Genomic DNA, 19,730 nt, shown 5'->3' on the forward strand with positions numbered 1-19,730 from the left:
CGCTACTGCCGGATCAGCCGCTCCAGCGCGGTGCCATCGTTCCATGTGCCATGCAGGTCGCCTGATGGCATCACGACATAGACCACCGGCAGCGGCTGGCCCCAGTTCACGACCAGAACCCTTCCATCCAGAATGCCGCTGCCCACATAGGTCTCGTTACTGATGGTCCAATTGATCTGCACCGCATTGCCTTGTTGTCCGATCACGACCGTGCCGGAATACGCGGACCCATTTGGGTTGCGCCCCTCGGCCCGGTAGCTGCCGGTCAGGTTCGGGGTCTGCGCGGCGACCGGTTGCGCCAGTGCCACCGTCAGCAGGCCAATCAGCGTGCCGCGGCGCGTGATGTGAGAGACAGAAATCATAAGCAAATCCCATTATCGGAACCAAAATGTACAGCCTGCGCAAAAGCCGCAAATTCAACGCAGGGTAAGGAATACCTCAATTGGCCGCTCAACGCCAAGACGCTAGCGTCGGGGTATTGAACGCACCAAATATTTTTCAAAACCGGAATTCATCCATGACCTTCATTTCTGTGCCACCACTCATATTCGAAATCATAGGCGTCGCCGGGTTTGCGATCTACGTGATCAGCTATTCACTGCTGACGCTGCGGGTCCTGCCCGGCCCATGTCTGGCGTATTTTCTGCTTAACCTGCTGGCATCCACCTGTGTCCTGATCGGCCTGTCAGCCAGCTTCAATCTGGCCTCGGCGCTGATCCAGCTGTTCTGGGTTGCGATGTCACTTGTCGGAATCACGATGCAGGTGATCCGCCCACGTCGCCTGACATAGCCGTCCGGCGGGGTCCGACGTCAAAGACCCGCCATGGTCTCGCGCACAATGTCGATCCGCGCGGCATTGGGTGGATGAGTGCCAAGGAACTTGTCGCCGGGATCTGGAATGCGGGTGAAAAACTCTGCACCGCGCACGGGATCATAGCCGGCGCGGTGTGTGATGATGGTGCCCAGCGCGTCGGCTTCCAGCTCGAACTCTTTTGAGTAGGTGCGCGCGCCAACCTCCGCGCCCAGCCGCTCGGCTGAGCGTATCGCCTCCGCATCGCCGCCCCTGAGTGTGGCAAGGCCCGCGAAGATTACCGCGCCAGCCACGGCATTTTGCTGCTGACGCCCGATATGCCCTGCAATGTGGTGCGCAGCCTCGTGGCCCATGACAAAGGCCAACTCATCAAGATTGCGCACATCCTCGATCAGCGCGAGGGTGAAGAAAATCACCGGCCGGTTCTGGCGATCGACAGTCTGGAAGGCATTTGCGGGCTGGCCCGGTCGATCATCGACCGCGATATTGAAGTCGCAGCTGATGCCCGTGGTGCGCGCCCTGCATTCACGCTCCGCAACAGGTTCCACGGTGCGGACGACATCAACAAAGTTTCGCGCGGCCTGAGTTCTGCTGAATGCCTCCACCTCGGGGCGCATCTCAACAGGTGGTGTGGCGTCCGGCGGCGCTGGCAGCACGGTGCAGCCAGCCAAAGCGCCCAGCACTGTCAGCAGTGCAAGCCCGTATCTGATCATCTGTTGCGTCCTCATGGTGTCCGCCATGATGTGGCTTCTACCATGCAGATTTCCAGTGGCCACCCCGATCACAGGCAATTGACGCCGCGGTGCAGCCCGCTTGCAATGATCCGCCGAATTTCACAAGGTCGCCCCATGTTTACCATCGAGCACGAATTTGACGCCACTGTGATCACGCTTGTCGACGAAGGCGATGCGCCCCTGCGCGAGGATGTAACCGTGTCTGCCTTTGCAGCCGAGATCACATTCGAGCAATGGGACCCCCGCACGGACCGCGTCAGCAAGATCACCCTGTCCCCTGAACAGCTGCGCGACCTGACCGCGGCGTTGAACCTGCCCGAAGGCATTTATCGCAGCGCACCCTGACCAAAAGGAACCGTCATGGCCACCGGAACCAACATCCGCACCTATTTCGAAGGCACCTGGCACGAGGGGGATGCCAAGATCATGAACGCCGCCGACCACGGATCCTGGCTGGGAACGACCGTTTTTGATGGTGCGCGCTATTTCGAAGGTCTCGCCCCGGATCTTGAGGCGCATTGTGCGCGCGTCAACCGATCTGCCGCAGCACTGATGATCACCCCGACCATCAGCACGCAGGACATGGTCGCCATCGCGCGCGAGGGTCTGGCACACTACAGCGCCGATGCGGCAGTCTATGTTCGGCCCATGTACTGGGCGCTGAACGGCGGGCATCTGGGTGTTATTCCCGAACCGGACGCCACTGGCTTCGCGCTGTGCCTCGAAGAAATCCCCATGGCACCACCAGAGACCGCCAGCACGCTGACGCGCACCCGGTTTCGCCGACCCGTGCTGGAAGATGCCGTGGTCAACGCGAAGGCGGGCTGCCTGTATCCCAACAACGCGCGGATGCTCGCCGAAGCGCGGCAGAAAGGCTTTGGCAACGCACTGGTGGCCGATGCCACCGGAAACGTCGCGGAAACCGCCACCGCAAACATCTTCATGGTCAAGGATGGCGAAGTCTTTACCCCCATCCCCAACGGTACGTTTCTTGCAGGCATCACGCGTGCGCGGCACATCAAGCATATGCATCAGGACGGCATGAAAGTGCACGAGGCCGTTTTGACATTTGAAGATTTCCATGCAGCAGATGAGGTATTCATGTCCGGCAACATGATGAAGGTCACCCCTATCTCAGGCTTTGACGAGACACGTTATGGTGTCGGTCCCAATGAAAACCCCGTCACGCGACGCGTGCGCGAGATGTATTGGGACTGGGCCCATTCCGAAAACTGATGCGCACAACGCCAGCCCTGCGCACCTGGCAGCGCTGGATTTGAGTTTAGGGGAAAGATGAAGCAGGAGACCTTTCTTCATCTTTCCACCTAAACTCATAGCCGACCACGGCTCCGGGCAAGGCGGTTTGGTTTGTAGGACCCGCCCGATAGTATATGCATATAGCGATTGCTCTGCCGCGCCTTGCGCGCCATGATGACCGCCCAAGGGAGACCAAGATGCGCAAGTTCCTCGTGGTGCTGGACGACAGCCAAGAATGCCTTAATGCCATGCGGTTTGCAGCGCTGCGTGCCGCCCATACCGGTGGCGGCGTTGCGGTGCTATCCGTGATCCCGCCGGATGAGTTCAATCACTGGATCGGCGTCGGCGACATCATGCGCGAAGAAGCCCGCGAACGCATCGAGGTGCATTTCGAGGTCTTTGCCAAATGGATGCGCGACAAACAGGGCGTCGAGCCCGAATTGGTCATTCGCGAAGGTGTTGCCGTTGATGAGATCATCCAGCAGATCGCCGAGGATGAAGAGATCGGTGTGCTGGTGCTGGGCGCAAGTTCTGACAAGAAACAGGGCCCAGGCCCGCTGGTCACAGCCATGTCACGCAGTGCGGGCACCCTGCCTGTGCCGATCACCATTGTGCCGGGTGATCTAAGCAAGGAACGGCTTGAGGCGATCACCTGAGGGGACCGCCAGCAATTTAGAATCGTTCCAAACCTTGACTTGGGCAGCACCGCTCCGCATATCGGGGGGGCGCCATCCGAGGAAAGCCAATGTTCATCCAGACAGAATCCACGCCGAACCCCGCCACCCTGAAGTTCCTGCCCGGGCAGTCCGTGCTTGAGATGGGTACGGCGGATTTTCCTACATCTGACAGCGCTGGTGGCTCACCGCTGGCCACGCGGCTCTTTGCGGTTGACGGCGTGTCCGGCGTTTTCTTTGGCACCGATTTCGTCACCGTTACCAAATCCGACGACGTGGCGTGGGATCACATCAAGCCGTCTCTGCTGGGCGCCATCATGGAGCACTACCAGTCCGGTGAATCGGTCATGGCATCGGATCATGCGCCAACCTCTGGTCATGCGGACCATGACGGTGAGGATGGCGAGGTCGTCGGCCAGATCAAGGAATTGCTCGACAGCCGCGTGCGTCCGGCAGTGGCTCAGGACGGGGGCGATATCACCTTTCACGGGTTTGATCGCGGCGTCGTCTATTTGCACATGCAGGGCGCCTGCGCGGGTTGCCCGTCGTCCACACTCACGCTGAAGATGGGCATCGAAAACCTGCTGCGCCACTATATCCCCGAAGTCACCGAAGTCCGTCCGGTCGCCTGACCGTCATGCCGGTCACGGGGCAGTGCTATTGTGGGGCCGTGCGCTTTGCGACGGCGGAAGACCCGCAAACGGTGGCCTATTGCCATTGCGCCGACTGCCGCCGCTGGACAGGTGCGCCGATGCCCGCCTTTGCAGCCTTTGCTATTGAAGATCTGAGGCTCAACGCAGATGTGACCGAAATCACGCACGCGTCCGGCGTTGCGCGTCGCAACTGTCCGGCGTGCGGTTCTCCACTGACGGCGCGGTTTCCCTATCTGCCAGACCAGATCTACGTGCCGGTCGGCCTGCTTGACGATGCGAAAGACCACCCGCCAGTGGTCCATTGTCATGTCGACGCCGCCTTGCCATGGGTGCACACAGACGATGATCTGCTGAATGAAAATGGTAGTGCGCGCGATACGCTAGGCCTCAGCCGCAAATGAAGAACCTGCCGTCATGATCCTCGGTTTCAGTACATCGGGCCCCTATTGCGGGGCAGCGCTATACGCAGATGGCGATGTGATTGCCGGCCTGCACGAAGAACTGGCCAAAGGGCAGGCAGAACGCCTGATGCCTATGATTGAAGAGGTCCTGGCCGATGCCGGTGCCTCTTACGCGGACCTCGATGCGATCGGCGTCGGTGCAGGTCCGGGCAATTTCACTGGCATCCGCATCGCGGTCTCGGCGGCGCGCGGATTGGCGCTGGGGCTTGGTATCCCGGCGGTGGGCGTTTCCATGCTGGAAGCGCTGGCTTTGGGTCATTCCGGCCCTGCCCTGACCAGCATCGCGGCAGGCCGCGACCAGCTTTACCTCCAGCGATTTGCACCCGGTGCGGCGCGCGGACCGGAACTGGTGCCCTTCGATGCCATTGAGGGATGGCACCTGCCCGACCTGACGTGCATCGGCAACCGGGCGGCAGATATTGCGGCCCGTCTTGAGGTGGCGGATGGCCCCGCGCCGTTCTATCCAGCCTCCGCCGTGGCGCGCATTGCCGCGTCCCGCTGGCAGGACGATCCGCCCCGACCTGCACCAATCTACCTGCGCCCTGCAGATGCAGCACCGCCCCGCGATGCACCACCCAAGATCCTGCCGTGACACCACGGGCGCTTGCCAGTCTCCACCGTGCGGCGTTTACCGTCGATCGGGCCTGGTCCGAGCGCGAGTTTGCAGAGCTTTTGGACGCCCCGCACGTCGCACTGCACCCGCATTCCCACGGATTTGCCCTGTCGCGCACCGTTGCGGGCGAAAGCGAGCTTTTGACCCTCGCCGTCGATCCGGCCTGCCAGCGGCAGGGAATCGCGTGGGAGCTGCTAAAAGACTGGTTGGCCAGTGCCACGCCGCATGCCGACACGGCTTTCCTTGAAGTCGCGGCAGATAACGGCCCGGCGATTGCACTCTACCTGCAGGCAGGCTTTGCCGAGATCGCCAGACGCCCGTCGTATTACCACCGTCAAATGGGCGAAAAGGTGGATGCGTTGATCTTTCAACGGGCGCTGACCCGTGGTCACAGCCCTGAAACCGTGTTCTGAGACCATAAAAGCGGTTGACCCTCCCCCCCGGCTACGCCCTAAATTGGGGCAGATCATTTGATCCTGGGCAAAAGGCCGCTGCTGGCCCTGCCCCAACATGAAAACCTGGGAGTTACCTATGACCCTTATGACCAAATTTTTGGGCGCTGTTGCTGGCGTTGCGCTCAGCGCAGGTGCTGCACTGGCCGAACCCGCGCTGATCTTCGACCTTGGCGGCAAGTTTGACAAATCCTTCAACGAGGCGGCCTTTAACGGCGCCCAGCGTTGGGCCGAGGAAACCGGCGGCACCTTCCGCGAGATTGAGCTTCAGTCCGAAGCCCAACGCGAGCAGGCGCTCCGCCGCTTTGCCGAAGCGGGCGCCAACCCCGTGATCACCACGGGCTTTGCCTTTGCCGATCCGGTGAACGCGGTTGCGGGTGACTATCCCGACACCAAGTTCGTCAACATTGACGGCTGGATGCCCGAAGTGCCTGCAAACGTGCAGTTGATCGGCTTTCAGGAACACCAGGGCTCGTACCTTGTTGGCATGATGGCCGCGATGGCCTCCAAGTCCGGCAAGGTCGGCTTTATCGGTGGCATGGACATTCCGCTGATCCGTCACTTTGGCTGCGGCTATGCCCAAGGTGCCAAGGCTGTGAACCCTGATATCGAAGTCATTGCGAACATGACCGGCACAACACCATCGGCATGGAATGACCCGGTGAAAGGGTCCGAGCTGACCAAGGCGCAGATCAGCCAAGGCGCTGACGTGATCTATGCCGCCGCGGGTGGTACAGGCGTGGGCGTGCTGCAGACAGCCGCTGACGAAAACATCCTGTCCATCGGTGTCGACAGCAACCAGAACCACCTGCACCCGGGCAAGGTCCTGACCTCCATGCTCAAGCGTGTCGACGTAGCGGTGTACGATTCCATGAAAGCGGGCGTTGACATGGAAACCGGTGGTTTCACTACGCTGGGTCTGGCCGAAGACGGTGTTGGCGTGGCGATGGATGAAAACAACGCAGAGCTTGTCAGCGCCGACATGAAGGCTGCTGTGGAAGAAGCGCGTCAGAAAATCATCGACGGCGAGCTTGAGGTCGTAGCCTACTACGCAAACGACAGCTGCCCGGCGCTGGACTTCTAAGGCCGAATTGCACAAGGTGAACCTAGGGCCGCGCTGAGAAATCGGCGCGGCCCTTTGCCAACGGGGGACACGACATGGCTGGCAGCATCGAAAACTTCTTTTTTGCCTGGGGCGCGCCGGATGACCGGCGCGACGCGATCATCAAAGAGGCCGTTGCCGACGATGTCGCCTACGAAGATCCACGCGGCGCGGTCGCTGGCGTACAGGCGCTTTGCGACTATGTGGCCCAGTTTTCGGCAAACGCCCCCGGTGCGGCGGCCGAAGTCGCTGACACAAACGAAACAGATGGAATACACGCGGTGCGCGTCCGGTTCTTCGGCGAAGGTTGGGAACAGTTCGGTCAGTACAACGTGCATCTGAACGACGAGGGACGGATGTCGAAAATCACCGGCGTGGCGGAAAAGAACGCATGACCAGCACCGCCCCCGCCATTGAACTCAAAGGGATTTCCAAAGCCTTCGGCCCGGTTCAGGCCAACAAGGATATCTCCATCCGCGTGATGCCCGGCACGATCCACGGGATCATTGGTGAAAACGGCGCGGGAAAGTCCACGCTGATGTCGATCCTATATGGCTTCTACAAGGCCGACGCGGGCGAAATTTTCATCGGCGGGCAAAAAACCGAAATTCCGGACAGTCAGGCCGCGATTGCCGCAGGCATCGGCATGGTGTTCCAGCACTTCAAGCTGGTTGAGAATTTCACGGTTCTGGAAAACATCATTCTGGGGGCTGAAGACGGCCGGATGCTGCGCCCGTCGCTGGCCAAGGCCCGTGCGAGCCTGCTGGAATTGGCCGAAGACTATGGGCTGCACGTCGAACCTGATGCGCTGATCGAAGACATCGGCGTGGGCATGCAGCAGCGGGTGGAAATCCTCAAGGCGCTCTACCGTCAGGCCGATATCCTGATCCTTGATGAACCAACAGGTGTCCTGACCCCGGCAGAAGCCGATCAGCTTTTCCGCATTCTGGGCCGCCTGCGGTCCGAGGGTAAGACCATCATCCTGATCACCCACAAACTGCGCGAGATCATGGATATCACCGATACCGTATCGGTCATGCGGCGCGGTGAGATGACGGCAACCGTCAAGACCTCTGAAACCTCGCCGCAAGAGCTGGCAGAGCTGATGGTGGGCCGCAAGGTTCTGTTGCGGGTCGACAAGACCCCAGCCAAACCCGGCGAAGTCGTCTTGGACATCAAGGGCCTGAAAGTCGTTGACGATCAGGGCGTTGAGCGATTGCGCGGCATTGATCTGCAGGTCCGTGCCGGCGAAGTTGTGGGCATTGCAGGGGTCGCTGGCAACGGACAGTCAGAGCTGCTGGAAGTGTTGGGCGGCTACGAACAGGGCACAGGAAGTATCACCCTGAACGGTCACTCGCTTGATCTGACCGGCAAGGAATCCGATGGCCGTTCGCGCCGCCGCCGGGGCATCGCCCATGTGCCCGAAGATCGCCAGCGCGAAGGCCTGATCATGGATTTTCAGGCTTGGGAAAATACCGCCTTTGGCTATCACCACGATGACGCCTACCGCGCCGGGATTTTGATGAACAACGCCGCCGTGCGCGCGGATACCGCCACCAAGATGGAGCGGTTTGACGTTCGCCCCCCAATCCCATCTTTGGCGGCCAAGAATTTTTCGGGCGGCAACCAACAGAAAATCGTGTTGGCGCGCGAGATTGAGCGGAACCCCGATCTGCTGCTGGTGGGTCAACCCACACGCGGCGTGGACATCGGCGCGATTGAATTCATTCACCAGCAAATCGTCGCGTTGCGCGATCAGGGCAAGGCGATCCTGCTGGTCTCGGTCGAGCTTGAGGAAATCCTGGCACTCAGCGACCGCATCGCCGTGATGTTCGATGGCCGGGTCATGGGCGAACGCCTACCCGCCGAGACTGATGAGAAAGAACTTGGCCTGCTGATGGCCGGGATCACCGACACCGATCACCCACATTCGGTAGAAGAGATCGAAGCGAATCTCGCCCACGCGGGCGGCGACGCGCACAAGGAGGTCTAAGATGGACGTCATGCCCAAGTGGGCCGAAGTTGTTCTGGTTCCGCTGATTTCGCTGCTACTGGCGGCTGTCATCTCTGCCCTCGTGATCCTTGCCATTGGCGAAGATCCGATTGCCGCGGCGTCGCTGATGGTTGAAGGGGCCGTCGGCTCTGTGCGCGGCTGGGGCTATACGCTCTATTACGCGACCAACTTCATCTTTACCGGTCTGGCCGTTGCTGTGGCCTTTCATGCCCGGCTCTTCAACATCGGTGGCGAAGGTCAGGCGATGTTGGGCGGTCTGGGTGTAGCGCTTGCGTTGCTTTATGTGCCTTGGCCACACTGGACCATCGGCCTGATCGCCGCGACCGGCATGGCGGCGGCCTTTGGCGCGCTGTGGGCGCTGATCCCGGCCTATCTGCAAGCCAAGCGCGGCAGCCATATCGTGATCACGACCATCATGTTCAACTTCATCGCCTCGGCCCTGCTGATCTGGATGTTGAACGAATTCCTGAAACCCGTCGGCTCGCAAGATCCCGCTTCTGCACGGTTCGCCACGCATCTCGACCTGCCCACGCTCAATGGTTGGCTGGCCTCCATGGGCATCAAGGCATCAAAGGACGATAGCGTGAATGTGACGTTCCTGGTGGCGCTGGCCTGCGCTGTGGGGGTCTGGGTGCTGATGTGGAAAACGCGCCTGGGCTATGAAATCCGGGCCTTCGGGCACTCGGAATCGGCGGCCAAATACGCCGGCATCAACCCGGTAAAGATCACCGTTGTGGCGATGCTGATTTCCGGCGGGCTTGCCGGGCTCATGGGCATCAACACCGTCATGGGAGAGGCAGAGCGGCTGGTCCTGAATTCGACCGAAGGGGCAGGTTTCATCGGCATTGCCGTGGCCCTGATGGGGCGCTCGCACCCCCTTGGCGTGGTGATCGCAGCCATATTGTTCGGTTTTCTCTATCAAGGTGGTGCCGAACTCGCGCTTTGGACATCGATCCCACGCGAACTGATCGTGGTCATTCAGGCCCTCGTGATCCTGTTCACTGGCGCGCTGGACAACATGGTGCGCATGCCGCTTGAGCGGATGTTCCTTGCCTCCAAACGTCGCCGGGAAGCAGCTAAGCCGGAACGCAAGCCAGTGGAGCCCGCGGAATGATGGAATACCTCCCAAACCTGCTGCTGGCCTGGGGCCTGATGAGCATGGGTTTCATCAGCCCGGGGCCAAACATCATGGCTGTCATCGGCACGTCGATGGCAAAGGGCCGCCGCGAGGGGCTGGCACTGGCCACCGGCATTGGGTGCGGCACGGGTCTATGGGCCGTACTGACCGTGCTCGGCTTCTCTTCGCTGATCTCACAGTATGCCTACGCCGTTCTGGCGTTGAAAGTGCTGGGCTGCGCCTATCTGCTCTACCTCGCGTGGGGCGCATTCAGTTCGGCCATGCGCCGCTATGAGCCTGAGCCAAACGCGATCGAGCTTGCCTCGACAGGGCTCTACCTGCGCCGCGGGCTGACGGTGCAGATGACCAACCCAAAGGCCGCGTTTTACTGGATCGCTATCGCAGCGGTCGGTGTGCCGCAGGGCGCGCCGCTGTGGGTGCCCCTGCTTCTGATCGGCGTGGCGGCGGCGCTTTCCATTACGGTACACTGGCTTTACGCGCTGGCGTTCTCCACCAATCGGGCGGTCCGCCTCTACACGGCGAGCCGACGTCCGGTTCAGGCAGGCATCGGCGCGTTCTTCGTCTTTGCCAGCTACAAACTTGCCACGTCAAAGGTCTAAGCCATGGATTATCTGACGCTTATTCAATTGCTCGACAGCACGGTGCGCCTTGCCACCCCGCTGCTGTTGGCCTGCCTTGCAGGGCTCTTTAGCGAACGCGCGGGCATCTTCGATATCGGTCTTGAAGGCAAGATGCTGGCAGCGGCCTTTTTCTCTGCCGCTGTTGCGGCACTCTCGGGCAATGTCTGGGTCGGGCTGCTGGCGGGCATCGGGGCCTCCATGGTGCTGAGCGCCGTGCACGGGCTGGCTTCGATCACGTTCCGGGGCAATCAGCTGATCTCGGGTGTGGCAATCAACTTTCTGGCTGCTGGGATGACCGTCCTCATAGCGCAGGACTGGTTCCGCCAGGGTGGGCGCACGCCGTCTCTTTCCGGTGGTGCGCGCTTTGATTCCATTACCCTGCCGGGGGCAGATGCGATTGCGGACACACCGTTCATCGGCCCGCTTTATGCTGAACTGATCTCGGGTCATTCCATTCTGGTCTATATGGCACTGGCAGCGGTACCGCTGACCTGGTGGCTGCTGTTTCGGACCCGCTTTGGGCTGCGTCTGCGCGCGGTTGGCGAAAATCCGGCTGCGGTTGATACGGCTGGCGTCTCTGTGGTCGCACTGCGCTATGCGGCCGTCGCGATCTGCGGCCTTTTGTGCGGTATCGCCGGGGCCTATCTGTCAACAGCGCTACAGGCCGGTTTCGTCAAGGATATGTCTGCAGGACGCGGATTTATCGCACTGGCGGCGTTGATCTTTTCCAAGTGGAGACCCTGGCACGCGCTTTACGCCTGTCTGCTGTTTGGCCTGTTCGGTGCGCTGGAAACCCGCCCTGATGTGATCGAGGCGGTGACGACGCTCAAGGTCAACAGCGCGCTACTGGGGGCACTGCCCTATGTGATGACCGTGATCATCCTTGCGGGGTTCATCGGCAAGGCGATCCCGCCGCGCGCAGGCGGAGAGCCCTACGTCAAGGAACGTTGACCGGTGCCGCGCAACGACATGCCCTGATGGCAATAAGGCCAGATCAGGGGGCACTATCGGTCCTCTTTGCTGCGCAGCAGCACCGATGGTTGATTTCATCTGAGCCTTTGGGATAAGGGGGCACATGCAAATCTATCTGCCCATTGCCGAAGTATCGGTGAACGCCTTCCTGCTCCTCGGCTTGGGCGGTCTTGTGGGCGTTTTGTCGGGCATGTTCGGCGTGGGGGGCGGCTTTCTGATGACGCCGCTCTTGTTCTTTATCGGCATCCCGCCTGCCGTGGCCGTGGCGACCGAAGCGAACCAGATCGTGGCGTCCTCCTTTTCCGGGGTTTTGGCACATTTCAAGAGAAAGACGGTGGATCTCAGGATGGGCACCGTCCTGCTGATCGGGGGCCTGATCGGGGCCGGGCTTGGCGTTTATGTCTTCAATATTCTGAAGGCGATGGGACAAGTCGATCTGCTGGTCAAACTGTGTTACGTGCTGTTTCTGGGCATCATCGGCGGGTTGATGTTCTTTGAATCCCTCAACGCCATTCGCAACACCAAGAAGGGCAAACCGCCCCCGCGCAAAAAGCACAACTGGATCCACGGCCTGCCCTTCAAGATGCGGTTCCGGACCTCAGGGCTTTATATCTCGGTCATCCCACCGGTGCTGGTGGGTATCAGCGTGGGCGTGCTGGCCGCCATCATGGGCGTCGGCGGCGGGTTCATCATGGTTCCCGCGATGATTTATCTGCTGGGCATGCCGACCAAAGTCGTGGTGGGCACCTCGCTTTTTCAGATCATCTTTGTCACGGCCTTCACGACCATGCTGCACGCCACCACCAACTATACGGTTGATGTGATGCTGGCTGTTCTGCTGCTGGTCGGAGGCGTCATCGGCGCGCAGGTTGGCACGCGCATCGGCGTCAAGATGAAAGCCGAACAACTGCGCATCCTTCTGGCGATCATGGTGCTGGCGGTCTGCGGCAAGCTGGCGCTGGATCTGCTTTTGCAACCGGCAGAGCTTTATTCGCTGGGCGCGGCGGGCCACTGATGCGGTTCCTTGCCCTCATAGCCTTCTGGATCTTCACCGCAACGGCCCTTCTTGCCGAAGACGTGGTGCTGGGCATGAGCAGCGATCAGGTATCAATTAACACCAATTTCGATGGCTCCGAAATTCTCATCTTTGGCGCGATCAAGCGCGAGGAACCCATTCCCAGCGGCAAACCGATTGAGGTCATCGTCACTGTTTCCGGCCCATCCGAACCCGTAACGGTGCGGCGCAAGGAAAAGAAGCTCGGAATCTGGGTGAATACGGATGCCGTCGAGGTGGACGAAGCGCCATCGTTTTACGCGATTGCGACCAGCACGTTGCTGGGCCTTTCGCTGCGCGACACCGAAGACCTGCGGCACCGGATCTCTATTCCGCGCGCGATCCGGTCGGTTGGCGCACCGATGAACATCGAAAACGCCGCCGCCTTTACCGAAGCCCTGATCCGGATAAAAAAGGCCACCGACCAATATCAATTGGTCGAAGGGGCTGTGAAAGTGGACGAACAAACGCTGTTTCGGACAGCCGTTCAATTGCCCGCCGCGCTAACCGAAGGCAACTACAAAACCCGCATTTTCCTGACCCGCGACGGCGAGGTGATCTCAAATCACGAGACCAGCATCTATGTACGCAAGGTGGGTTTGGAGCGCTGGCTTTATCGGCTGAGCCGCGACAACGCGCTGCTCTACGGACTTATGTCGCTGGCGATTGCCATTGCAGCAGGCTGGGGGGCCTCGGCGGTCTTTTCGATCTTCCGGCGCTAGCGCGACCCAAAAACGGCGCGCGTGGCGCGGACCACGCGCATCAGGTATTTGCAAAAGGGTGAATGGCAGGAAGGTGTCAGATTTCGTCTGGTGCGTCCAGTGTGAGCGGGGCTGCGGGGGTTGCCTTGAGATCATCAATCATCAATGGCCCTGTGGGCTTGGACAGGCGATTGCGTACCACCCAGATCAAACGCTCCTGCGCGCGGGTGATGGCAACGTAAGCCAGACGCTTCCACAGGGGCTGTCCGGCCTCCAGACGGCCCATGCGGGCGGCAGCATATAGATCGGGGGCAAAGACCTGTACCGTTTCCCACTGCGATCCCTGCGCCTTGTGGATGGTCACCGCTGCCCCATGCAGGAACGTGGCCCCCATACGCGCGGCAAACGGGATAAAGGGCTCTTCTTCGTCCGGTTTCTCGATCTTCACAATAGAGGCGGCGCTGACCTGCGGATCTTCGGCACCGATCACATGAAGGCGTGAAAAGCCCGGCTTGCGCCCTTCGCCAAGGTAGATGACCTGCGCGCCCTTGATCAGCCCGCGCGCCTCAAGGTCCAGCCGCTTCTTGCGGTGCTTGAGCGGCAGCTCGATCCCGTCGCAAATCAGGGGCTCCCCCGCCAGCAGGGCATCGTCCGGCGCGCCATGGACCGAGCGGAAGGCGTTGATCAAGCGGATGCGCGTGGCGTTGCGCCAGACCAGTACCGGGCTGCGCGCCATGAGATCGACTTCGACCCGGCTTCCCCAGACAACACGGTCGTCTTTGCGGGCAAAATCTTCGATCATCCGCTCGAAATCTTCAAAGCCAAGGTCGGGATCACCCAGCGCATGGGCCAGATCGAGAATAGGATTGTCCGCATCCTGCCGGTGCACCCGGCTTAAATCCAGCACGCGCTGTTCTGGCAATTTTTCAAAGACCATCGTGCCCGATTGGTTGACCGGGGCCAACTGTGCGGGATCACCGAACAACAGCAGCGTTGGAAAGATTTCCCGCAAATCTTCGTATTGCTTGTCATCCAGCATCGAGGATTCATCGACAAATCCGATATCCAGGGGCTCTTCCCGACGTTTCCAGCCGGTGATGAAATCAGACCCCCGCAGGCCGGCGGCGGCCAGTGCGCCAGGAATGGATTTGTTGCCCGCATAAAAGGCCGCGGCACGGTCCAGCGCCAATTCTGTCAACCCCTCGATCTCTGGCCGTTCACCGGCACCTGCCAGCCACTCGGCGATACGCTCGTATTCCGGGTCATAGACGGGCGTATAAAGGATGCGATGGATGGTCGTTGCGGGCACACCGCGCAGGCGCAAGACAGATGCCGCCTTGTTGGTGGGTGCCAGGATCGCCAGCGTGCGCTTTTCGCGGCGCTTGCGGGACTCGTAATCGCCCGAAACGACATCGACCCCGGCCCCTTCCAGCGCCTTGTAAAGCTCGGCCAGCAGCAGCGTCTTGCCCGATCCGGCCTTGCCGGTCACCGCCATCACCTGGTCCGCGCCTCCGGGGGAGGGCATCAACAGGCTGTCCTCGAGATCAATGCCAGCGCTCCGCAGCATTTCCGTGACGCTGTCAAAGGCAGCGGCCTGATCATCAGAGTAGGTAACGGCGGGAAGAGTCATGGCGCGACACTACGTGAGCGCCGCGCCGGGGACCAGCGGGGTTCACCCCGTTTGAGCCCATTCACCCTGCCCTTTTGCGCCGAATGCATGATTGAACCACTGGCGAGACTGATCCGGGCTGATCCCTGCCTTTTCGGCCACACGCGTCTGCACGTCGTCGCCAAAGCTCCACAGGCCGACGGCTATCGCATCGCGCCCTTGACCCTGGCTGCCCAGGACCTCAGGTGAGGCCCCGATCATGCGGTAGATCCGCACCATTCGCGCATCAAATACGCCGACGAAATGGCGGACGCCAAAACCCCTCATGATTTCGCCGCCCCCCAGCATAAGCGCCGCGGCCACATGTGACCCTGCAGATCTGCTCAGGCAGAATCGGGTGCATTCCCAAATGTGCGGGCTTTTGATCGGCCCGCTGATCAGGTCGCCAAAATGATCGTTCACCATCACGCTGCCGGTGGTCGGCAAAAACCGCATCGATCCACCGTGACTGCCGTCCGGCTGTTCCCAGATCACATAAAGCGGGTTCAGCGCGTCATACCTGTCACGCTCCGCGCCGTTCTCATCCACCAACACGTCCCATCCCAGTCGCGTCTGAAACTGGTCCGCACGATCGCGGAACATGGTTTTTGCAAGCCTGGAATGGTTGTGGAGTTCTGATCCGTAGACATATCGCAGCATTCAAAGCCCTCTCGACCGTTAACAAGAGGGACGCTATGCGGATGGGTTTAAGGTGCATCTGACCGACCGCGCGCTGGGGCCGGGATGCGCGCAACAGGCACAACGCGCCCGTCAGACCACGATCAATCCGCGGGTCAATGCACGCGCGACGGCATGAGTGGTGTTGAGCGCGCCGAGTTTGAAACGCGCGCTTTCGATGTAAACCCTAAGCGTATGTTCGGAAATCGACAGCGTGTCCGCCACCTGCGCGCGGTTGTATCCGATCGCAAGCAACGTCATGGCATCCACCTCGCGCGGGCTGAGCGCCTGCGCGATATCCGGTGTGCGGCTGGGTTCGAATTCCAACGCCTTTTCATTCAGATAATGGGCAATCAGGATCAGCTCGCGCCGGTGGGTTTCCGTAAAGGTTTCCCACATCGCATCGTCGCAAGAGTGATTGACCGTAAACAAGGCGAACTGGCCATTAGGGCCACGCACCGGAACCGAAAAGCCCTGATTGCCGATTCCGTATTCGATGGATTCAGTCTGAAACGCGCGCGTTGCCTTCGATGACCAGTCAAGCTGCTTCCAGTCTACGGGGTGAAACCGCTGGTAACATCCGCTGACCACCGGATCGATGCGCACATAGTTCTGATCTATGTAGCGTTCCTGCCAGGCGATCGAATAGGTACCACATCCATATTGGTCCCCCGCTGAATCGACCCAGTGATACGCAACATGGGCGATTGCCAGATGGTCGCGCAACGCAACCGAAATGTCCTGCATGGCTTCAAGCGTGTTCGCTTGCGCCAATCTCTCCAATATCGCGTCGAGCTGCGATGATGTCCCCCTGAGCCTGGCCAGCTTTCTTCTCCTCCGACGCGGCGATCTCGGCCAGAGCAACAAGGGCGGTATCATCCAAATGCTCCGCAAGGGCGGGCAAATCGCGTGACAACGCAAATGTTTTCAGATCGGCCAGAACGTCCAGTATCCAGTCACTTTGCATCATCAGACTCTCTCTTAAATAGTTAATTATTGGTTAACTCAACCTTAGCATGTGCCAAGGCATTCATAAAATTCGCGGATTTCAACTCCCCCAAAATAGTGAGGGCACCAAAACCAAGTCATTGAATTCAAACAGGCGGGACATGGGCCCATGACAAAGCCCGCGAACCGTCTGGCGATTCGCGGGCGATTGTTCTCGTTCTGGAAACAATAAGGCTTAGGACCGTGCAGCCAGCGCGTCTTCCAAGGTGCGCAACCCGGTTGTTGGGGCCTGCACCAAAACGGACATATTGCCCGGCTTGTGCTCATTGCGCGCCATCTTCATGTGCGCGTCCGGCAGCTCTGCCCAGGGAAACACTTCGGACATGCATGGATCCAGCCGCCGCTCAAGCATCAGCTGGTTGGCCGCTGCGGCCTGCTTGAGGTGCGCAAAATGCGACCCCTGCAGGCGCTTCTGGTGCATCCACATGTAGCGGACATCAAACGTCAGATTGTAGCCGGTGGTACCGGCGCAAATCACTACCATACCGCCCTTCTTGACCACGAAGGTCGACACCGGGAAGGTAGCCTCGCCGGGGTGTTCAAACACCATGTCCACGTTCACGCCCTTGCCGGTGATGTCCCAGATCGCCTTGCCGAACTTGCGCGCTTCCTTGAACCAGGTGCCATATTCCGGCGTGTTCACGGTTGGCAATTGACCCCAGCAATCAAAGTCCTTGCGGTTGATGACGCCCTTGGCCCCCAGATCCATCACGAACTGGCGCTTGCTTTCATCAGAAATCACGCCGATCGCATTGGCACCCGCGGTGTTGATCAACTGGATCGCGTAGGACCCCAGACCACCGGAGGCCCCCCACACCAGCACGTTCTGACCGGGCTTGAGGTCATGCGGCTCGTGACCAAAAAGCATCCGGTAAGCCGTGGCGAGCGTCAGCGTATAACACGCCGCCTCTTCCCACGTCAGGTGCTTGGGCCGCGGCATCAACTGCTGGGCCTGCACATTGGTGAACTGCGCGAAAGAGCCATCCGGTGTCTCATAGCCCCAGATCCGCTGGCTGGGCGAATACATCGGGTCGCCGCCGTTGCAGAACTCATCATCGCCGTCGTCCTGATTGCAGTGGATGACCACCTCGTCGCCCACCTTCCAGCGCTTGACCTTGTCACCTACCGCCCAAACGATGCCCGACGCATCGGACCCGGCAATGTGGAATTCAGCGCCATGCCCGTCAAAGGGGCTGATCGGAATGCCGCGCGACGCCCAGACGCCGTTGTAGTTGACCCCAGCCGCCATCACCAGAACCAGCACTTCGTTGCTGTCCAGCGTCGGCACATCAACCACTTCCTGAACCATCGCCGTATCGGGATCACCATGGCGCTCGCGCCGGATCGTCCAAGCGTACATCTGCTTTGGAACATGGCCCATCGGGGGCATTTCGCCCATCTCATAAAGATCTTTCTGGGGCGCATCGTATTGTGCGATTGTGGTGTCGAGTGCCATGCCGGCCTCCCTTGCTGTCCTCAAATTGCCGCAACGCAGAATCGCGGGTGCTGGGCACTGGAATATGAATGGTTGCGCAATAATGCAACCCACAACGCAGCGTTTTTGTAATTTTATGACTTCGCAGTTGCAGAAAGTACCTTTGCGACCGCAGCATTTTCAGGCAAAAGGTGCGCCACCGATCTGGCATAGAACGCCAGAACGTCTTCGCCACCGGCTTTGATCTGCCAATAGCCATGATCCAACTCGATGATATCACGCCGTTTCAGGCCAATCAGGCCGCGCTGAACCTCTGCACCAAGATCCTCATTTTCTGAGGTCCTGTTCTGTGGGGGGGCCTGCTCCATAAGTGCACGCGCGTTTTCAACCATTTCGCTTACCTCCACGCGCTGGTCGCGCAACAGCACCGTTGCGATCAGAGGAACGGCAAGTATCGGCATGACGTCTGATATGCGGTCGATCAGGGCGGTGGACAGCGCGTCCACATCCGTCATCTGCGCGTCTGCCAACGACAACGGTGTGCCAAAGGCCACGGCCGCAGATCCGAACCGCGTATCCTTGCCCCGCACCCGCTGCCAGAACTTCTTGAAAAACGCAAAGACGACGACGCTGATCCGCGCCCCGAACCGCCTGTCCCCACGCTTGCCCGCAGCGATCAACACCCGGTCTTCCAGCACCCGGTCATAGTTGATGGCAACCGGCACAAAAACCAGATCACGGCTAGAGTCGGCCTCATAGGCCTCAACCACATAGGCCAGCAACCCCATCTTAGGCGGCTGCAGCGCGCCCGTTACACTCAACCCTCCTTCGGGAAAGATCGCCTGTGTCACGCCAGCATGGGTGGCCATATGCACATACCGCGCCAGCACCTTGCGATACAGCGCCCCGCGCGATTTGCGCCGAATGAAATACGCCCCCCACAACTTGATCATCATCGACAGGGGCCAAACCCGCGCCCATTCTCCGACCGCATAAGACATCGTGGTCGCGCGCGAGGCCAGATAGGTCACCAGCACATAGTCCATGTTGGACCGGTGGTTCATGATGAAAACGACGGTACTTTCCTGGGGGATGCCCGCAAGGATGTCGTCATTTTTGTCCGACGTCTTGATCCGGTAGACCGCGTTGGCCAGAAGCCGCGCAATACGCATCGCAAAGCTGAAATAGGCAAAGGCCGAAAACCCCGGCACGATCTCGCGGGCATATTCCTGCGCCTTCTGGAACGCGACGTTTTCTGGCACGCCATTTTCCTGCGCGTAGTTCACGATCTCGCGGGTCACCTCGGGATCGTAAATCAGCCGCTGAATCATGTCGTGTCGCTGGGCCAGCTTAAATGGCTCAATGGGGCGCGTCAGCCGGGTATTGAGCCGCGCAACCGCCCGTTCAAACCGGCGTCTGAAAAACCAGCGCACCGACGGGATCAGAAAATGGCTCAGCGCGGTCACAGCCGCAAAAAGCACGATCAGAATGAATAGCCAAAGCGGCAGCTGCACGATTTGCGTCATGCCGCCCACCCTTGCAGCAGGGTGGCGCAAGAACAATATCAATCTTGGACCCGCCCGCGACCCAGCCCGCCGGGCGCACTTGTATTCAAGCGAAATTGCCGCAACGCAGCGAATTGACACTTGGCTAAAGTTTCCCGTATCAACGCCGCAACGCAATATTATTTCTCAAGCAACGACAC

Annotated in this window: 24 protein-coding genes; 16 read left to right on the top strand and 8 right to left on the bottom strand. The window is 60.0% G+C overall.

Annotation, left to right across the window (positions count from 1 at the left end; translation table 11 throughout):
* Positions 1-2: 2 nt before the first annotated feature.
* On the bottom strand, positions 3-362 hold the full coding sequence (lfb1, locus tag H9Q16_RS08525) for an LIC10280 family protein (RefSeq protein WP_191074877.1): 360 nt from the start codon (positions 360-362) through the stop codon (positions 3-5).
* Positions 363-517: 155 nt separating this feature from the next.
* Between lfb1 and H9Q16_RS08530 the strand changes: the two genes are divergently transcribed.
* A complete protein-coding gene (locus H9Q16_RS08530) occupies positions 518-790 on the top strand; it encodes a CBU_0592 family membrane protein (protein ID WP_191074878.1) in 273 nt (90 codons plus the stop codon).
* A 20-nt stretch (positions 791-810) separates the two neighbouring features.
* On the opposite strand, the gene H9Q16_RS08535 is transcribed toward H9Q16_RS08530, so the two are convergent.
* A complete protein-coding gene (locus H9Q16_RS08535) occupies positions 811-1,524 on the bottom strand; it encodes a M48 family metallopeptidase (RefSeq protein ID WP_191074879.1) in 714 nt (237 codons plus the stop codon).
* A 135-nt stretch (positions 1,525-1,659) separates the two neighbouring features.
* Here H9Q16_RS08535 and H9Q16_RS08540 point away from each other — a divergent pair, with 135 nt between their 5' ends.
* The 15 genes from H9Q16_RS08540 to H9Q16_RS08610 all read left to right on the top strand — a co-directional run bounded on the left by H9Q16_RS08540 (position 1,660) and on the right by H9Q16_RS08610 (position 13,277).
* Positions 1,660-1,890, top strand: coding sequence for a hypothetical protein (locus H9Q16_RS08540; RefSeq protein ID WP_191074880.1), 231 nt, complete (start codon positions 1,660-1,662; stop codon positions 1,888-1,890).
* A 15-nt stretch (positions 1,891-1,905) separates the two neighbouring features.
* Positions 1,906-2,781, top strand: a complete 876-nt coding sequence (locus H9Q16_RS08545) for a branched-chain amino acid aminotransferase (RefSeq protein ID WP_191074881.1) — start codon at positions 1,906-1,908, stop codon at positions 2,779-2,781.
* Positions 2,782-2,999: 218 nt separating this feature from the next.
* Positions 3,000-3,458 carry a universal stress protein gene (locus H9Q16_RS08550; RefSeq protein ID WP_191074882.1) on the top strand — a complete coding sequence of 153 codons (459 nt, stop codon included), beginning with the start codon at positions 3,000-3,002 and terminating at the stop codon, positions 3,456-3,458.
* Positions 3,459-3,547: 89 nt separating this feature from the next.
* Positions 3,548-4,108, top strand: a complete 561-nt coding sequence (locus H9Q16_RS08555) for a NifU family protein (protein ID WP_191074883.1) — start codon at positions 3,548-3,550, stop codon at positions 4,106-4,108.
* A 5-nt stretch (positions 4,109-4,113) separates the two neighbouring features.
* Positions 4,114-4,530 carry a GFA family protein gene (locus H9Q16_RS08560; protein WP_191074884.1) on the top strand — a complete coding sequence of 139 codons (417 nt, stop codon included), beginning with the start codon at positions 4,114-4,116 and terminating at the stop codon, positions 4,528-4,530.
* Positions 4,531-4,543: 13 nt separating this feature from the next.
* Complete coding sequence (gene tsaB, locus H9Q16_RS08565; protein ID WP_191074885.1) at positions 4,544-5,182, top strand: tRNA (adenosine(37)-N6)-threonylcarbamoyltransferase complex dimerization subunit type 1 TsaB; 639 nt, start codon at positions 4,544-4,546, stop codon at positions 5,180-5,182.
* Positions 5,179-5,616: a GNAT family N-acetyltransferase gene (locus H9Q16_RS20610; RefSeq protein ID WP_191074886.1), complete on the top strand. Its 438-nt coding sequence runs from the start codon at positions 5,179-5,181 to the stop codon at positions 5,614-5,616. Before tsaB ends, H9Q16_RS20610 begins: the two co-directional genes overlap by 4 nt.
* Positions 5,617-5,734: 118 nt before the next feature.
* Entirely contained in the window at positions 5,735-6,739 is a 1,005-nt protein-coding gene (locus H9Q16_RS08575) for a BMP family lipoprotein (RefSeq protein WP_191074887.1), read from the top strand.
* 74 nt (positions 6,740-6,813) lie between these two features.
* The gene (locus H9Q16_RS08580; protein WP_191074888.1) at positions 6,814-7,152 is read left to right on the top strand and encodes a nuclear transport factor 2 family protein; all 339 of its coding nucleotides are present in this window, start codon (positions 6,814-6,816) and stop codon (positions 7,150-7,152) included.
* Positions 7,149-8,750, top strand: a complete 1,602-nt coding sequence (locus H9Q16_RS08585; protein WP_191074889.1) for an ABC transporter ATP-binding protein — start codon at positions 7,149-7,151, stop codon at positions 8,748-8,750. Before H9Q16_RS08580 ends, H9Q16_RS08585 begins: the two co-directional genes overlap by 4 nt.
* A gap of 1 nt (position 8,751) precedes the next feature.
* On the top strand, positions 8,752-9,885 hold the full coding sequence (locus tag H9Q16_RS08590) for an ABC transporter permease (RefSeq protein WP_191074890.1): 1,134 nt from the start codon (positions 8,752-8,754) through the stop codon (positions 9,883-9,885).
* The gene (locus H9Q16_RS08595) at positions 9,882-10,508 is read left to right on the top strand and encodes a LysE family translocator (RefSeq protein ID WP_191074891.1); all 627 of its coding nucleotides are present in this window, start codon (positions 9,882-9,884) and stop codon (positions 10,506-10,508) included. The genes H9Q16_RS08590 and H9Q16_RS08595 overlap by 4 nt, the downstream gene beginning before the upstream one ends.
* 3 nt (positions 10,509-10,511) lie before the next feature.
* The gene (locus H9Q16_RS08600; RefSeq protein ID WP_191074892.1) at positions 10,512-11,480 is read left to right on the top strand and encodes an ABC transporter permease; all 969 of its coding nucleotides are present in this window, start codon (positions 10,512-10,514) and stop codon (positions 11,478-11,480) included.
* A gap of 124 nt (positions 11,481-11,604) precedes the next feature.
* Positions 11,605-12,516, top strand: a complete 912-nt coding sequence (locus H9Q16_RS08605; protein WP_191074893.1) for a sulfite exporter TauE/SafE family protein — start codon at positions 11,605-11,607, stop codon at positions 12,514-12,516.
* Positions 12,516-13,277 (top strand): TIGR02186 family protein, encoded by a 762-nt coding sequence (locus H9Q16_RS08610; protein WP_191074894.1) that lies wholly within the window; start codon positions 12,516-12,518, stop codon positions 13,275-13,277. The genes H9Q16_RS08605 and H9Q16_RS08610 overlap by 1 nt, the downstream gene beginning before the upstream one ends.
* Before the next feature lie 76 nt (positions 13,278-13,353).
* Here H9Q16_RS08610 and H9Q16_RS08615 read toward each other — a convergent pair whose 3' ends face one another.
* The 6 genes from H9Q16_RS08615 to H9Q16_RS08635 form a co-directional block, all read right to left on the bottom strand.
* Positions 13,354-14,886, bottom strand: coding sequence for an ATP-dependent DNA helicase (locus H9Q16_RS08615; RefSeq protein ID WP_191074895.1), 1,533 nt, complete (start codon positions 14,884-14,886; stop codon positions 13,354-13,356).
* 42 nt (positions 14,887-14,928) lie between these two features.
* Positions 14,929-15,564, bottom strand: coding sequence for an acyl-homoserine-lactone synthase (locus H9Q16_RS08620; RefSeq protein ID WP_191074896.1), 636 nt, complete (start codon positions 15,562-15,564; stop codon positions 14,929-14,931).
* A gap of 111 nt (positions 15,565-15,675) precedes the next feature.
* Positions 15,676-16,329 carry a helix-turn-helix transcriptional regulator gene (locus tag H9Q16_RS08625; protein WP_246455563.1) on the bottom strand — a complete coding sequence of 218 codons (654 nt, stop codon included), beginning with the start codon at positions 16,327-16,329 and terminating at the stop codon, positions 15,676-15,678.
* A gap of 4 nt (positions 16,330-16,333) precedes the next feature.
* Positions 16,334-16,552 carry a hypothetical protein gene (locus H9Q16_RS20615; RefSeq protein ID WP_246455565.1) on the bottom strand — a complete coding sequence of 73 codons (219 nt, stop codon included), beginning with the start codon at positions 16,550-16,552 and terminating at the stop codon, positions 16,334-16,336.
* Between the two features lie 213 nt (positions 16,553-16,765).
* Positions 16,766-18,046 carry a crotonyl-CoA carboxylase/reductase gene (ccrA, locus tag H9Q16_RS08630; RefSeq protein WP_191074898.1) on the bottom strand — a complete coding sequence of 427 codons (1,281 nt, stop codon included), beginning with the start codon at positions 18,044-18,046 and terminating at the stop codon, positions 16,766-16,768.
* Between the two features lie 113 nt (positions 18,047-18,159).
* Complete coding sequence (locus H9Q16_RS08635) at positions 18,160-19,551, bottom strand: 1-acyl-sn-glycerol-3-phosphate acyltransferase (RefSeq protein ID WP_191074899.1); 1,392 nt, start codon at positions 19,549-19,551, stop codon at positions 18,160-18,162.
* Between the last annotated feature and the right edge of the window lie 179 nt (positions 19,552-19,730).

This window comes from Sulfitobacter aestuariivivens (assembly GCF_014763045.1).
GTDB lineage: Bacteria > Pseudomonadota > Alphaproteobacteria > Rhodobacterales > Rhodobacteraceae > Sulfitobacter > Sulfitobacter aestuariivivens.

Bases quoted from the DNA above. Each gene is read 5' to 3' on its own strand.
- lfb1 (WP_191074877.1), bottom strand. From the start codon at position 362: ATGATTTCTGTCTCTCACATCACGCGCCGCGGCACGCTGATTGGCCTG.
- H9Q16_RS08530 (WP_191074878.1), top strand. From the start codon at position 518: ATGACCTTCATTTCTGTGCCACCACTCATATTCGAAATCATAGGCGTC.
- H9Q16_RS08535 (WP_191074879.1), bottom strand. From the start codon at position 1,524: ATGATCAGATACGGGCTTGCACTGCTGACAGTGCTGGGCGCTTTGGCT.
- H9Q16_RS08540 (WP_191074880.1), top strand. From the start codon at position 1,660: ATGTTTACCATCGAGCACGAATTTGACGCCACTGTGATCACGCTTGTC.
- H9Q16_RS08545 (WP_191074881.1), top strand. From the start codon at position 1,906: ATGGCCACCGGAACCAACATCCGCACCTATTTCGAAGGCACCTGGCAC.
- H9Q16_RS08550 (WP_191074882.1), top strand. From the start codon at position 3,000: ATGCGCAAGTTCCTCGTGGTGCTGGACGACAGCCAAGAATGCCTTAAT.
- H9Q16_RS08555 (WP_191074883.1), top strand. From the start codon at position 3,548: ATGTTCATCCAGACAGAATCCACGCCGAACCCCGCCACCCTGAAGTTC.
- H9Q16_RS08560 (WP_191074884.1), top strand. From the start codon at position 4,114: ATGCCGGTCACGGGGCAGTGCTATTGTGGGGCCGTGCGCTTTGCGACG.
- tsaB (WP_191074885.1), top strand. From the start codon at position 4,544: ATGATCCTCGGTTTCAGTACATCGGGCCCCTATTGCGGGGCAGCGCTA.
- H9Q16_RS08575 (WP_191074887.1), top strand. From the start codon at position 5,735: ATGACCCTTATGACCAAATTTTTGGGCGCTGTTGCTGGCGTTGCGCTC.
- H9Q16_RS08580 (WP_191074888.1), top strand. From the start codon at position 6,814: ATGGCTGGCAGCATCGAAAACTTCTTTTTTGCCTGGGGCGCGCCGGAT.
- H9Q16_RS08585 (WP_191074889.1), top strand. From the start codon at position 7,149: ATGACCAGCACCGCCCCCGCCATTGAACTCAAAGGGATTTCCAAAGCC.
- H9Q16_RS08590 (WP_191074890.1), top strand. From the start codon at position 8,752: ATGGACGTCATGCCCAAGTGGGCCGAAGTTGTTCTGGTTCCGCTGATT.
- H9Q16_RS08595 (WP_191074891.1), top strand. From the start codon at position 9,882: ATGATGGAATACCTCCCAAACCTGCTGCTGGCCTGGGGCCTGATGAGC.
- H9Q16_RS08600 (WP_191074892.1), top strand. From the start codon at position 10,512: ATGGATTATCTGACGCTTATTCAATTGCTCGACAGCACGGTGCGCCTT.
- H9Q16_RS08605 (WP_191074893.1), top strand. From the start codon at position 11,605: ATGCAAATCTATCTGCCCATTGCCGAAGTATCGGTGAACGCCTTCCTG.
- H9Q16_RS08610 (WP_191074894.1), top strand. From the start codon at position 12,516: ATGCGGTTCCTTGCCCTCATAGCCTTCTGGATCTTCACCGCAACGGCC.
- H9Q16_RS08615 (WP_191074895.1), bottom strand. From the start codon at position 14,886: ATGACTCTTCCCGCCGTTACCTACTCTGATGATCAGGCCGCTGCCTTT.
- H9Q16_RS08620 (WP_191074896.1), bottom strand. From the start codon at position 15,564: ATGCTGCGATATGTCTACGGATCAGAACTCCACAACCATTCCAGGCTT.
- H9Q16_RS08625 (WP_246455563.1), bottom strand. From the start codon at position 16,329: ATGCAGGACATTTCGGTTGCGTTGCGCGACCATCTGGCAATCGCCCAT.
- H9Q16_RS20615 (WP_246455565.1), bottom strand. From the start codon at position 16,552: ATGATGCAAAGTGACTGGATACTGGACGTTCTGGCCGATCTGAAAACA.
- ccrA (WP_191074898.1), bottom strand. From the start codon at position 18,046: ATGGCACTCGACACCACAATCGCACAATACGATGCGCCCCAGAAAGAT.
- H9Q16_RS08635 (WP_191074899.1), bottom strand. From the start codon at position 19,551: ATGACGCAAATCGTGCAGCTGCCGCTTTGGCTATTCATTCTGATCGTG.